The sequence below is a fragment of the Streptomyces sp. S.PB5 genome (assembly GCF_030403745.1).
GTDB lineage: Bacteria > Actinomycetota > Actinomycetes > Streptomycetales > Streptomycetaceae > Streptomyces.
In genome coordinates this window covers 41,550-53,942 of record NZ_JAQMWP010000036.1, presented here as the reverse complement: position 1 = coordinate 53,942, position 12,393 = coordinate 41,550, and the positions used below count along the sequence as shown (strand labels likewise).

The 12,393-nt window shown below is 72.4% G+C and carries 10 protein-coding genes and 1 pseudogene; 8 read left to right on the top strand and 3 right to left on the bottom strand.

The annotated features are described in order from the left end of the window. The 3 genes and pseudogenes from PH203_RS47515 to PH203_RS47505 form a co-directional block, all read right to left on the bottom strand. Window positions 1-123: pseudogene (locus tag PH203_RS47515) on the bottom strand (2-oxoacid:ferredoxin oxidoreductase subunit beta); the annotation flags it as partial. Continuing rightward, window positions 113-2,014, bottom strand: coding sequence for a 2-oxoacid:acceptor oxidoreductase subunit alpha (locus PH203_RS47510; protein WP_289928988.1), 1,902 nt, complete (start codon window positions 2,012-2,014; stop codon window positions 113-115). The pseudogene PH203_RS47515 and the gene PH203_RS47510, both read right to left, overlap by 11 nt. Before the next feature lie 447 nt (window positions 2,015-2,461). Beyond that, the gene (locus tag PH203_RS47505) at window positions 2,462-3,931 is read right to left on the bottom strand and encodes an MFS transporter (RefSeq protein ID WP_289928986.1); all 1,470 of its coding nucleotides are present in this window, start codon (window positions 3,929-3,931) and stop codon (window positions 2,462-2,464) included. Window positions 3,932-4,497: 566 nt separating this feature from the next. Between PH203_RS47505 and PH203_RS47500 the strand changes: the two genes are divergently transcribed. Genes PH203_RS47500 through PH203_RS47465 form a run of 8 tightly spaced genes read left to right on the top strand, consistent with a single transcriptional unit; the run spans window position 4,498 to window position 12,294 of the window. Then, window positions 4,498-5,568, top strand: a complete 1,071-nt coding sequence (locus PH203_RS47500; RefSeq protein ID WP_289928983.1) for a ketoacyl-ACP synthase III family protein — start codon at window positions 4,498-4,500, stop codon at window positions 5,566-5,568. Next, window positions 5,568-6,560 carry a beta-ketoacyl-ACP synthase 3 gene (locus tag PH203_RS47495; RefSeq protein ID WP_289928979.1) on the top strand — a complete coding sequence of 331 codons (993 nt, stop codon included), beginning with the start codon at window positions 5,568-5,570 and terminating at the stop codon, window positions 6,558-6,560. The genes PH203_RS47500 and PH203_RS47495 overlap by 1 nt, the downstream gene beginning before the upstream one ends. Window positions 6,561-6,617: 57 nt before the next feature. Beyond that, window positions 6,618-7,505 (top strand): Phenylacetic acid catabolic protein, encoded by an 888-nt coding sequence (locus tag PH203_RS47490; protein WP_289928976.1) that lies wholly within the window; start codon window positions 6,618-6,620, stop codon window positions 7,503-7,505. Further along, window positions 7,505-8,542 (top strand): Phenylacetic acid catabolic protein, encoded by a 1,038-nt coding sequence (locus PH203_RS47485; protein WP_289928975.1) that lies wholly within the window; start codon window positions 7,505-7,507, stop codon window positions 8,540-8,542. The genes PH203_RS47490 and PH203_RS47485 overlap by 1 nt, the downstream gene beginning before the upstream one ends. Next, a complete protein-coding gene (locus tag PH203_RS47480) occupies window positions 8,539-9,048 on the top strand; it encodes an iron-sulfur cluster assembly protein (RefSeq protein WP_289928974.1) in 510 nt (169 codons plus the stop codon). Before PH203_RS47485 ends, PH203_RS47480 begins: the two co-directional genes overlap by 4 nt. After that, complete coding sequence (locus PH203_RS47475) at window positions 9,045-9,788, top strand: SDR family NAD(P)-dependent oxidoreductase (protein WP_289928973.1); 744 nt, start codon at window positions 9,045-9,047, stop codon at window positions 9,786-9,788. The genes PH203_RS47480 and PH203_RS47475 overlap by 4 nt, the downstream gene beginning before the upstream one ends. After that, window positions 9,785-10,585, top strand: a complete 801-nt coding sequence (locus PH203_RS47470; protein WP_289928971.1) for an enoyl-CoA hydratase-related protein — start codon at window positions 9,785-9,787, stop codon at window positions 10,583-10,585. Before PH203_RS47475 ends, PH203_RS47470 begins: the two co-directional genes overlap by 4 nt. Window positions 10,586-10,590: 5 nt before the next feature. Continuing rightward, complete coding sequence (locus PH203_RS47465; RefSeq protein ID WP_289928970.1) at window positions 10,591-12,294, top strand: AMP-binding protein; 1,704 nt, start codon at window positions 10,591-10,593, stop codon at window positions 12,292-12,294. The last annotated feature ends 99 nt before the right edge of the window (window positions 12,295-12,393 follow it).

Sequence of the window (12,393 nt, the reverse complement as noted above, 5' to 3'; positions counted from 1 at the left end):
GCCCAGTTCGGGCATGAAGCCCTGCACCGCCGCCAGGATCGCGTAGTCACCGCACCCCGGGCACCAGCGCACCTCCTGATCCGACTTGAAGTCGCGGACGGTGAGCTTGAGTTCAGTCGGCATGGATGACTTCCTCCAGTACGTCGGCGAGCTGTTCCGTCCTGAACGGCATGCCGTTGACCTGGGTGTGGGAGCGGGCGTCGACCAGGTATCGCGCGCGGATCAACGTGGTCAGCTGTCCGAGGTTCATTTCGGGGACGACGACGCGGTCGTAGCGGGACAGGAGCTCGCCGAGGTTGCGCGGGAAGGGGTTGAGGTGGCGGAGGTGTGCCTGGGCGATGGGTTGGCCGGCCGTGCGAAGTCGGCGGACGGCTGCGGTGATGGGTCCGTAGGTCGATCCCCAGCCCAGCGCCAGAGTGCGGGCCCCGTGCGGGTCGTCCACTTCGACGTCCGGTACGGCGATGCCGTCGATCTTCGCCTGGCGGGTGCGGACCATGAGGTCGTGGTTGGCCGGGTCGTAGGAGATGTTGCCCGTGCCGTCCTGCTTCTCGATGCCGCCGATGCGGTGCTCCAGACCCGGCGTGCCCGGGACCGCCCACGGACGGGCAAGAGTCTGCGGATCCCGCTTGTACGGCCAGAAGACCTCGGAGCCGTCCTCCAGGGTGTGGTTCGGCTGGGAAGCGAACTGGACGTGCAGATCGGGGAGTTCGCCGGTTTCCGGGATGCACCAGGGTTCGGAGCCGTTGGCCAGGTAGCCGTCCGACAGCAGCAGGACGGGGGTGCGGTAGGTCAGTGCGATCCGGGCTGCCTCCAGTGCTGTGGCGAAGCAGTCCGCCGGTGTGCAGGGGGCGACGACCGGGACCGGAGCCTCGCCGTTGCGGCCGTACATCGCCTGCAGCAGGTCCGCCTGCTCGGTCTTGGTCGGCAGACCCGTCGACGGGCCGCCCCGCTGGATGTCGATGATCAGCAGGGGCAGTTCCAGGGAGACTGCCAGGCCGATGGTCTCCGACTTCAGTGCGATGCCGGGGCCCGAGGTCGTCGTCACGCCCAGTGAGCCGCCGAAGGCCGCGCCCAGCGCCGCGCCGATGCCGGCGATCTCGTCCTCGGCCTGGAAGGTGCGCACACCGAAGTTCTTGTGCCGGCTCAGCTCGTGCAGGATGTCCGAGGCCGGCGTGATCGGGTACGAGCCCAGGAACAGCGGCAGGTCCGCCTGGTGGGAGGCGGCGATCAGGCCGTAGGCGAGGGCCAGGTTGCCGGAGAGGGAGCGGTAGGTACCCGGTGCGAAGGCCTTCGTGGCCGGAGTGACCTGGTAGGAGACCGCGAAGTCCTCGGTCGTCTCGCCGAAGTTCCAGCCGGCCCGGAAGGCGGCGATGTTGGCTTCGGCGATGGCCGGTTTCTTGGCGAACTTGCGCCGCAGGAAGGCTTCCGTGCCTTCGGTTGGCCGGTGGTACATCCACGACAGCAGGCCCAGCGCGAACATGTTTTTCGAGCGGTCGGCGTCCTTGCGGGACAGTCCGTGGGCCTTCAGTGCCTCCACCGTCAGGGTTCCCAGCGCTACCGCGTGGATGTTGTAGCCGTCGAGGGAGCCGTCCTCGAGCGGGTTGGCCGGGTAGCCGGCCCTGGCCAGTGCGCGCTCGGTGAACGCGTCGGTGTTGACGATGAGTTCGGCGCCGCGCGGCAGGTCGGCGATGTTCGCCTTCAAGGCGGCCGGGTTCATGGCGACCAGGACGTCCGGTGCGTCGCCGGGGGTGAGGATGTCGTGATCGGCGAAGTGCAGTTGGAACGATGAGACGCCCGGCAGGGTTCCTGCGGGCGCCCGGATCTCCGCGGGGAAGTTCGGCAGCGTGGACAGATCGTTGCCGAAGGAGGCGGTCTGTGACGTGAAGCGGTCGCCCGTCAGTTGCATGCCGTCGCCGGAGTCGCCCGCGAACCGGATGACCACCCGCTCCAGTCGGCAGACCTCTTTCGCGGGCGGTGCCTCGGCCTCGGTGGACGGGCCGGTCTGGACAAGCATCGGAAAGCTCCTGTCGTCCTGGGTCTCGCGGATCGCGGTGCCGGAGGCCGTCGTACGCGGTCGTCGGCCCGGTCAGGAGGGTGGGGCGTGCCGCGGGTTCGGCGGGGACGGTTGAGCGGTCGCAGTCGACGTCTCGCCCGTCGGTTGCTGTCGCGGTGCCGTGGCCGGAGGCGTGCGGCGGCTGCTCTGCCCGCCGTGCAGGTGTGGCTGTGTCCGGGGCGCCGTTGTGCGCCGCCTGTCCGGTCGCCCGCGCACAGGTTCTCCGCCCGGATCAGCGTGGCCGGGGTGCGGGGCCGGCGGTAGTGCGTCTGGCGGTTGAGGCGTGCACAGGCGCCGTCGGTGCCACCGGTGGTGCGTGTCGTGTGCTCGCTGTGGCGGTCCGGTGCCGGGCGCCCGCATCGGGGGGTGCGGGCGCCCGGGTCGCCGCCGGCCGGGGGTGGGGCGGCGTCAGCCCGCCTGTGTGGCGGCGTCGGTGACCTCAGGGGCCGTTGTGGGGGTGGTGGCGGGTGCGGGGGTGGGGCGGGGCTGCTTCTTGAGGCCGAGGCCGATGACGGCGCCGGCGAGGGTGCCGACGGCGGCGACCCACCCTGCCATGCGCAGGCCGCCGACCAGCGCGTGCGGGTCGGGGTTGTGGCCGGCGTGGGCGTTGGCGACGGCGACCAGGGCGGCGAGGCCGAGGGCGCCGCCGATCTGGCGGCAGGTGGAGGCGAGCGCCGAGGCGACGCCCTGCTGGGCGGGTTCGGCTCCGGAGGAGGCCACGGCGACGAAGAGCGTGGGGAAGGCGAAGCCGCCGCCGGCGCCCCAGATGGCGATGCCCGGCACCAGGGCCCAGTAGGAGCCGTGGGTGGACATGCCGGCGATGACGGCGGCCAGTCCGACGGCGGTGGCGGTGGTGCCGAGGAAGAGCGTGGTGCGCACTCCCAGCAGGCCGAGGACCCGGGCGTTGAGCTTCATCGCGACCGCCATGCAGATCACGGTCGGCGGCAGGAAGGCGATGCCGGCGGCGAAGGGGCTGTAGTTCAGCACGGACTGCAGGTAGGTGGTGAGCAGGTAGTAGGTGCCGCCCAGGGACGCCTGGAAGACGATCAGCGCCAGCATGGGGATGTTCAGGCCGCGCAGGCGGAACAGCTTCAGGGGGACCAGGGGATCGGCGGAGCGCTTCTCGATCAGGACGAAGACGGCCAGCAGCAGGGCGCCGGTCGTCAGGGCGCCGAGGCCCTGCAGCGAGCCCCAGCCCTTGTCCGGGCCGCTGACCAGGCCGAACACCAGCAGCGTCGAGCCGACGGTGGCGACCGCGGCGCCGACGGCGTCGAAGCTGCGGCCGGTGCCGAAGGGGCGGTCGGGCGGCAGGACGCGGGTGGCGGCGAACGCCGCGATCAGCGCGAGGGGGACGTTGACGAAGAAGACCCAGCTCCAGCCGAAGGCACTGGTCAGCACTCCGCCGAACAGTGAGCCCGCCGCCAGGCCCGCGCTGCCGACGGCGCCCCACACGGATGTGGCCCGGTTGCGCTCCGGGCCGGGGGCGAACGTGGTGAAGACGAGCATCAGCGTCGCCGGTGTCAGCAGCGCACCGCCCACACCCTGGAGCGCGCGGGCGGCCACCAGGAGGCCGGCGTTCTGTGCGAGGCCGCCGGTGAGTGAGGACAGCGCGTAGATGACGAGTCCGGTCACCAGCATGCGGCGCGGGCCGATCCGGTCGGCCGCGCGGCCGCCGAAGAGCAGCAGTCCGCCGAGTGCGACCGCGTAGGCGCTGACGACCCACTGCAGCGACTGCGCGGAGAAGCCGAGCTGGCTGCCGATGTCCGGCAGTGCCACGTAGACGATGTTGTAGTCGATGGTGACGATGAACTGGGTGAACGCCAGCAGGGCGAGGGTGTACCCGGCCCACCGTGGCGATCGGGAGTCTGTGGTGGCCATGGGGTGGCTTCTTCCTTTTCCTTCGGGGTGAGCGGGGCGTGGGCCGACCGAGGGAGGTTCTGCAGCCGAGAATAATCCCTTCGTGAAGGTATGTAAATCTGAGGCGGGGGCCGGGATCAGGCAACTTCACCTCGCGATCGCACAGTTGAGGACGGCCACCCCTGCCGCGGAGCGGGCCGCGAGGGGCCGAAACGCCTGCCCGTGTGCAAGTGGGGAGGGTCCCCACTTGCACACGGGCAGGCACCTTCGCGCGGCACCGGCGGTGCGCAACGGTGCAGGCACCGCGGGTGGCGCCCGCGGGTCCGGTGCGGTGCGGCGCCCGCTCGCGGATGCCAGGCCCCGTCACAGTTACATACCTCTGCGAAGGTATGCGATTGTGAGCCGGAAGCCACTGGCAGCCCGGTGCGCGATGACCCCCGCGGTCGAGGGCCCGCGTATCGCACTGCGCCCTCACAACGGCGTTCCCCTCTTCCCTGGCCGGACGAACCGCCCAGCGCTCACCCGGCCCCGCTCGTCGGCCGGCGACCCGCACACGACACGGATCCCGAGCTTTCGAAGGAGCCTGCATGAAATTCGGAGACGATCTGCGGATCAAGACCGTGACCTCGTGGTTCCCACCGGACCGCGAGAACGTCGAGGACGCCGTGGCGGCCGGGAAGCTGACCGCCTCGGACGCACAGCGGCTCGGCGTCGGCCACCTGCCGTTCTCGGCCGCCCTGTCCGCTCCCGAGATGGCAGCGGAGGCCGGCCGCGCCGCACTGGGCAGGGCGGGCTGGAGCCCGTCCGCCGTCGGTCTGGTCCTGCACACCTGGATCTACCACCAGGGCCATGACATGTGGTCGCCGCCGCACTACGTGGCCCACGCGGTCGGCGCCGGCACCGCCACGCCCTACGGCGTCCAACAGGGCTGCAACGCCGGCTCGCTGGCCCTGCAGCTGGCCGGGATGCACCTGGACGCGGACCCGGGACTGGGTGCCGTGCTCGTCACGACGGGCGACCGGTTCTGTCCTCCCGGCATGGACCGCTGGACCTCCGACTACGGCCTCGGCTTCGGCGACGCGGGCACCGCGGCCCTGGTGCACCGGGGCGACGCGGAACCGGACGACTACGCCCTGCTGTCCCTGGCCACCGCGACCGACGCCCAGTTCGAGCTGATGATGCGGCACGGCAACGACTTCAGCCCGGCTCCCATGTGGCACGACGGCTTCATCGACCTGCGCACTCCGAAGAAGTCCTACATGGCGGCGTACGGCAAGGAGAAGTTCGAGACCACAGCCGGCCGCAACATCCGCAAGGTGATCACCGACAGCCTGCACGACGCGGGGCTGGAGCCCGACGACCCGAGGATCAAGTACATCGCGCTGCCCCGGCTCGGGGCGAGCCTGCTGGACTCCATCTACGGCCCCGTGCTCGACGAGCTGCTCAAGGCCGAGGCCCTGCGGTTCGGCTCAGCCACCGGCCACCTCGGATGCGGCGACTTCTTCGCCAACCTCGTCGACCTGCGCGACCGAGTGCCGCTGGAGCCGGGCGATGTCGCGCTGGTGATCAGCGGCGGGGCGGCCTGGACCTGGGCCTGCGCCGTCGTGCAGGTACCCGGCGGCCCGTCGCAGGACCGGGCCTCGGCGAAGGGCGTGTGATGGGCCACGGACTCCTCGGCCTGGGCGGCCACGTGCCGCTGCGGGTCATCGACAACGCGCAGGTCGCCCAGTGGACGGGCGCGGAAGAGAGCTGGATCGTCGAGCGGACCGGCATTCTGGAGCGCCGCTACCGCGAGCCCGGCACCGCCACCTCCGACCTGGCGCTGCACGCCGCGCGCGAGGCGCTTCGGGCGGTGCCGGAGGCGGCGGCCCGGCTGGGTGTGATGGTCGTGGCCACCTCCACCCCGGACCAGCCGCAGCCCTCCACGGGGGCCATCCTGCAGAACAAGCTCAGCCTGTCCGAGGTCCCGGCGTTCGACGTCAACGCGGTGTGTTCGGGCTTCCTGTACGCGCTGGCGGTCGCCGACTCGATGCTGTCGGCACGGCTGGCCGGCCAGGGCGGCGACCACGCCCTGGTGGTCGGCGCCGACATGTACTCCTCGCTGATGAACCGCACCGACCGGCGCACCGTCAGCCTCTTCGGCGACGGGGCCGGCGCAGTACTGCTCGGTCCGGTACCCGACGGGTACGGGGTGCTGGGCTGGCGGCTGGTCGCCCACGGCGAGCACCGCGAGCTGGTCGAGGTGCCCGCCGGCGGCACCCGTACGCCGTTGGACGCCCGCAGCCTAGAGGCCGGCGAGCACCTGTTCCGCATGCGGGGCCGCGAAGTGCGCGAATACGCGCTCGGTGTGCTGCCCAAGGTCATCGGCGAGGCGCTGGACTCGGCCGGGGTGCGGCTGGAGGACGTGAACCGCTTCATCCTGCACCAGGCCAACACCCGCCTGGTCGAGGCCTGTACGCGCGAACTGGGCGTCGATCCGGAGCGGGTGCCGCTGACCGCACCGCAGTTCGGCAACACCGCCACCGCCTCCATCCCCCTCACCCTGTGCGCGGAGAACGAGCGGCGGCCCTTCCGCCGGGGCGAACACCTGGTGCTGGCCGGAGTGGGCGGCGGCATGACCGCGGGGGCCGTGGTCGTCCGCTGGCACTGAGCCCTCCCCCGGCGAACACCGCTGCCGACCATACAAGCGCTGCGAAAGGAACCAGACATGCCGACTGCGACAGCGGCGGGACTGCGCTGCTACGAACTGTGGGACCCGATGCCCGACGAAGTGCGCGAAGGCGCCCGGCGGTTCGCCACCGTCCAGGCGCTCAACGAGCTGGTGGGCGTGCTGCCGTTCGCCGAGTGGCTGGACCGCGCGCCCAGCTGCACCCGGCGCCAGATGCTGATGGCCAAGGTCCAGGACGAGGTCGGCCACGGGCACGTGGCCGCGCGGGTCGCCGAGGACCTGGGCATGCCCCGCGAGCGGATCCTGGTGGACTACCTGGAGGGCCGCTCGAAGGTGCACAACATCTTCCACTACTCCTTCGCGTCCTGGGAGGAGTTCGGCCCCGGGCTGCTGCTGATGAACTCGGCGGCGATCTTCCAGTTCCGGTCGCTGATGAAGGGCGTCTACCTGCCCTACGGCCGTGCGCTGCGCAAGATCGAGCGCGAGGAGTCCTTCCACTACCAGCACGCCCTGGACCTGACCCACGAGGTGCTCACGCACGGAGACGCCGACCAGCGCCGCCGCGTGCAGGAGGGCTTCGAGACGTGGCTGCCGCGGGTGCTGGCCTACCTCGGCCCGCCGGACACCGACACCCTGCACGCCAACCGCATGCACCAGATCGGCCTGAAGCCCGACGGCAACGACGAGCTGCGCCAGGCCTGGCTCAGCAAGATCATCCCGGTGTTCGAGAAGCTCGGCGTGCACGTGGATCCCGCGCTGGCCCGCCAACTGCCCTCGGGAGAGTGGGAGTTCGCGATGCCCGACTGGGCCGAGGTGAAGAAGGTCATCGCGGGCGGCGGCCCCGCCTCGCAGCGCCGGCTGGAATGGGTGCGAACCGCCCTGGACCGCAACGCGCGCTACCGGCACGCCCTGCGGGGGGTGGCGTGATGCCACACGTTCCCACCGACACCGATGTCTACGAGGTGTTCGCGCAGACCGGCAGCGGCTCGCCGCTGAACCACGTCGGCTCCCTGCTGGCGCCGCGCCGGGACGCCGCCTGGCACCTGGCCAAGGAGACCTACGGGCGCCGCGACGACCTCTTCCGGCTCTGGGTGGTACGGCGCACCGACCTGATCGTCTCCAGCGCCGACGACCGCGGCCTGCTCGCGGCCAAGACCCGGATGCCGCACCGCCAGCCCGGATTCCCCACCACCCGCCGCCGCGACCGTGCCACCGCCCCGGACACCGCCGCCCCGCCGCAGCCCGCGTCCGCCGAATCCGGCGATCCGCGCGGGGCCGCCGGCCCCGACCCGAGCCGGCTGTGGCCGGCGCTCGCCGAGGACCTGTTCGTGCTGGGCAACCGGCTGGGCGAGCGCATCGTCGACTACATCGACCTGGAGGAGTCGCTGGCGGTCGGCTCGATCGGCCAGGAGGCACTGGCGCACGCCGAGACGATCCTGACGCTGCACGGATTCGACGCCCGTGCCGCCGACGCCCACCTCTTCGAGCGGCCGCAGGAGCAGTGGCGGGTCTCCCGTGTCATCGGGCTGCTCACCGACTGGCCGTCCACCGTGGCGGGCGGGCTGGTGCTCGCCGCGGCCGTCAGCGTGCTCGCCGAGGAACGCGCCGCCGGGGAGCCCGCGTTCGCCGCCATCCGCGACGAACAGCTGGTCCACCTGGAGCACTGGCGGCGCTGGGCACGGGCGCTGGCCGCCTGGCCGGAGACGGACCAGGAGTTCACCCAGGCCTACGCCGACGTGACGCACTGCGCCGGCGACCTGTTCGGCGCCGACCCGCACAACCCCCTGACGCAGACGCTGCACGCGCGGCTGGCCGCGCGCATCGGCGACAGCGGCGTCCCCGGCTCCCGCCTGCCGCACCAGCCGGTGCCACGGGCCGCCGGCAGAGGCGGCAGCGTCCTGGCCGACTGCCTCCGACGCGGCCGCCTCGTGCGCGAGCACTACGCCCCGGAGGTGTTCCTGTGAACGCCCCCACGACCACCCCGGCCCCCGACCCGCTCACCGGCGTCGTCGCCGAGGTGCTCGACCCCGAGATCGACGTCACCCTGGGCGACCTCGGAGTGGTGCGCTCGCTCTCCCGCACCGACGGCCGGATCGTGGTCCACCTCGCGCCCACCCGGCTCAGCTGCCCCGCCCGCGGCGAGATCGCCCGGCGGGTGCGCACCGCCCTCACCGAGGCCGCACCCGGGCACACAGTCGAGATCGTGTGGGAGCGCGGCACATGGCAGCCCGACGCGGTGACCGCCGCCGGGCACGACGCCCTGCGCAGCGCCGGCTACCACGTGGCGGGCAGCACGCCCCGCTGCCCCTACTGCGCCGGCGAGGACGTCGTCCGCGCAGGCCGCTTCGGCGGCGCGGTCTGCAAGGTGCCCTACGACTGCCGCGGCTGCGGATCGCCCTTCGATGTGATCGGTACGGCCGGCTGCTGCGCCGTGCTCCCGGTCCCCGACGCCAGGCAAGGAGGATCATGATGAGGCTCGCCGGAAAGACGGCCGTGATCACCGGGGGCTCCCGGGGACTGGGCCGCGCGATCGCCGAACGCTATCTACTCGAGGGCGCGCAGGTGGTGTGCGCCGCACGCAACCCCTACGACATCAAGGAGGTCCTGGACCTCTCCCCCGGCCGCGGCGCCTACGTCCCGGTCGACGTCACCAGCCCCGACTCGGTCGCCGCGCTGATGGCCGAGACCGCCGACCGCTTCGGCGGCGTGGACATCCTGGTCGCCAACGCCGGGGTGAGCCGGGACGGGCGAGTGGAGCGGCTGCCGGTCACCGACTGGCAGGACATGGTGGCCACCAACCTGACCGGGGTGTTCCTGTGCACCCAGGCGGCGATCCCCTACCTGGAACGCAGCCAGGCCCCCCGGATCGTCAACGTCTCCTCCAGCATGGCCACCCGGGTCGCCGTCGGCGCGGCCGGATACTGCGCCACCAAGGCCGCGGTGGAGATGTTCACCCGCGTCAGCGCCATCGAACTCGGCCCCCGCGGCATCCTGGTCAACTCCCTGGCCCCCGGCATCCTCGACGAAGGCATGGGCCAGCAGCTCACCGAGAACGACAAGATCTGGGCGCGCTACAAGACCCGGCTTTCGCTCGGCCGGCCCGGCGGCGCCGACGAGGCCGCCGACGCGGCCGTCTTCCTGGCCGGTCCCGAATCCAGCTACGTCAACGGCCACGTCCTCGAAGTCAACGGAGGCCTGCTGTGGTCATGACCAGCACCCCCACGGTGGAACGCCTCTCCGCCTGGCTGGACCTCGACGGAGCGGTGGGCATCCTGCGCCTGGACCGGCCGCCGCTGAACGTGCTCGACCGTGCCGCTCAGTCGGCGCTGCGCGCCGCGGCCGAGCAGGCCGCCGGCGACGAGCGGATCCGCGCGGTGGTCCTGTACGGCGGGCCCACGGCCTTCTCGGCCGGCGGTGACATCAAGGAGATGGCCGCGATGACGCACGCCGAGATGGTGGGGCACGCGCCCCTCCTCCAAGGCGCCTTCGACGCGGTGGCCGCCATCCCCAAACCGGTGGTGGCCGCGATCAACGGGCCCGCCCTCGGCGGCGGTTGCGAGCTGGCGCTGACCGCGGACGCCCGCATCTGCGGCACCGAGGCACGCCTGGGGCTGCCCGAGGTCCTGCTCGGCGTCATCCCCGGAGCCGGCGGCACCCAGCGGCTGCCGCGGCTGATCGGCCCGGCCAAGGCCAAGGAGCTCATCTTCACCGGCCGCCAGGTGGGTGCGGACGAGGCCCTGCAGCTGGGCCTGGTGGACCAGGTCGTGCCGACCGACCAGGTGCTGCCCGGCGCACTGCGCTGGGCGCGGCGCTTCGCCAAGGGCCCCGCGTTGGCCCTGCACGCCGCCAAGACGGCCGTGGACCAGGGGCTTGCGACCGACCTGGCCTGCGGTCTGGCCATCGAACGGTCGGTGTTCGCCGCCCTGTTCGCCACCGAGGACCGGCTGACCGGCATGCGGACCTTTGCCGCCGAGGGGCCAGGCCGCGCCGCCTTCGACGGGAGGTAGCCGTCATGCGTGAAGCGACCGAAGGGTTCCGGCGCGCCCGCGACCACCTGCTGTCCTCCTACGGGGACCTGCCGCGCGCCCGCGCCTTCCCCCGGCCCGTACTCGGCGAGACGTTCAGCTGGGTCGCGGACTGGTTCGACGTCATCGCCGACGGCAACGACGCCACCGCGCTGCGCGTGGTCGACCTCGACCGGCAGGGCGCGGTCCTCGCCGACACCGCGCTGAGCTTTTCCGAACTGGCCGAACGCTCCCGGCGCGTGGCCGGATGGCTGCACTCGATCGGCGTGCGGCGCGGGGAGCGCATCCTGCTCATGCTCGGTAACCGGGTGGAGCTGTGGGAGTGCGTGCTGGCCGCGTTCCGGCTGGGCGCCGCGGTCATCCCCGCGGCCGTCCAGCTCACCCCCGAGGACCTGGCCGAACGGCTGGAACGCGGCGCGGTGCGCCACGTCATCGCCCAGGCCGACCTCACCCCCAGGCTCGAGGCGCTGCACGGCAGTTGGACACGCGTCGCCGTCGGGGACCGGGTGGCGGGCTGGCAGGACTACCAGCAGGCCTACACCGCCGCACCGCTGCGGGAGGCGGTACGGACCCGGCCCGAGGACCCGTCGCTCGTCTACTTCACCTCCGGCACCACGGCCCGTCCCAAGATGGTCGGGCACACCGGGCTGAGCTATCCGGTCGGTCACCTGTCGACCATGTACTGGCTCGGTCTGCGCCCCGGTGACGTGCACCTGAACATCTCCTCGCCCGGGTGGGCCAAACACGCCTGGAGCTGTCTGTTCGCGCCCTGGAACGCGCAGGCTTCGGTCCTGGCCGTCAACCAGCCCCGGTTCGCGGCCCGTCCGCTGCTGCACATGATGTCGCGCTACGCGGCCACCTCCTTCTGCGCGCCGCCCACCGTGTGGCGCAGCCTCATCCAGGAGGACCTGAACCGGTGGCCGATCCGGCTGCGCGAGGCGGTGGCCGCCGGGGAACCGCTCAACGCGGAGGTCGTGCACCGCATCCGCGACGCCTGGGGCGTCACGGTACGGGACGGCTACGGGCAGACCGAGACGACCGCCCAGATCGGCACCCCGCCGGGGATGCCGGCCGTGGAGGGCGCGCTGGGCTGGGCGTTGCCGGGCTACGACGTGGCCCTGCTGGACGCGCGGACCGAGACCCCCCTCCTGGAGGGGGCGGCAGAAGGCGAGATCTGTCTGCCGCTGGCCGGCCGGCCCCTGGGTCTGATGAGCGGCTACCTCGGCGATCCCGAGGCGACCGCGCGCGCCCTGCACGGCGGCCTCTACCACACCGGCGACTTCGCCACCCGCGACGCCGGTGGCCTCTTCCGCTACCTGGGACGCGGCGACGACGTCTTCAAGGCGTCCGACTACCGCATCTCCCCCTTCGAACTGGAGAGCGTGCTGCTGCGGCACGCGGCCGTCGCCGACGCCGCGGTGGTGCCCTCACCCGAGCCGCTGCGCCTGGCCGTGCCCAAGGCATACATCGCCCTGGCCGCCGACTACAAGCCGGAGGCGCAGACCGCGCAGCAGATCCTGGCGCACGCCCGCGAGCACCTCGCCCCCTACAAGCGGATACGGCGGATCGAGTTCGCCGAGCTGCCCAAGACCATCTCCGGCAAGACCCAGCGGGCCGAGCTGCGCCGGCGCGAGGAGCAGCGGCGCACGCGCTCACCGCAGGAGTGGTGGGAGGAGGACTTCCCCGGCTAGCGCCCCGCTCCCCCGGTGCGGCTGCCGGGGGCGGTGTCCGCGCCGTACCACAGGCGCCCTTCATCCGACCGGTGAGCGGGCCGCGCCATGCCATCGGCG

Coding starts and splice junctions, on each gene's coding strand:
- PH203_RS47490 (WP_289928976.1), top strand. CDS start 6,618: ATGCCGACTGCGACAGCGGCGGGACTGCGCTGCTACGAACTGTGGGAC.
- PH203_RS47500 (WP_289928983.1), top strand. CDS start 4,498: ATGAAATTCGGAGACGATCTGCGGATCAAGACCGTGACCTCGTGGTTC.
- PH203_RS47485 (WP_289928975.1), top strand. CDS start 7,505: ATGCCACACGTTCCCACCGACACCGATGTCTACGAGGTGTTCGCGCAG.
- PH203_RS47505 (WP_289928986.1), bottom strand. CDS start 3,931: ATGGCCACCACAGACTCCCGATCGCCACGGTGGGCCGGGTACACCCTC.
- PH203_RS47465 (WP_289928970.1), top strand. CDS start 10,591: ATGCGTGAAGCGACCGAAGGGTTCCGGCGCGCCCGCGACCACCTGCTG.
- PH203_RS47475 (WP_289928973.1), top strand. CDS start 9,045: ATGATGAGGCTCGCCGGAAAGACGGCCGTGATCACCGGGGGCTCCCGG.
- PH203_RS47495 (WP_289928979.1), top strand. CDS start 5,568: ATGGGCCACGGACTCCTCGGCCTGGGCGGCCACGTGCCGCTGCGGGTC.
- PH203_RS47470 (WP_289928971.1), top strand. CDS start 9,785: ATGACCAGCACCCCCACGGTGGAACGCCTCTCCGCCTGGCTGGACCTC.
- PH203_RS47510 (WP_289928988.1), bottom strand. CDS start 2,014: ATGCTTGTCCAGACCGGCCCGTCCACCGAGGCCGAGGCACCGCCCGCG.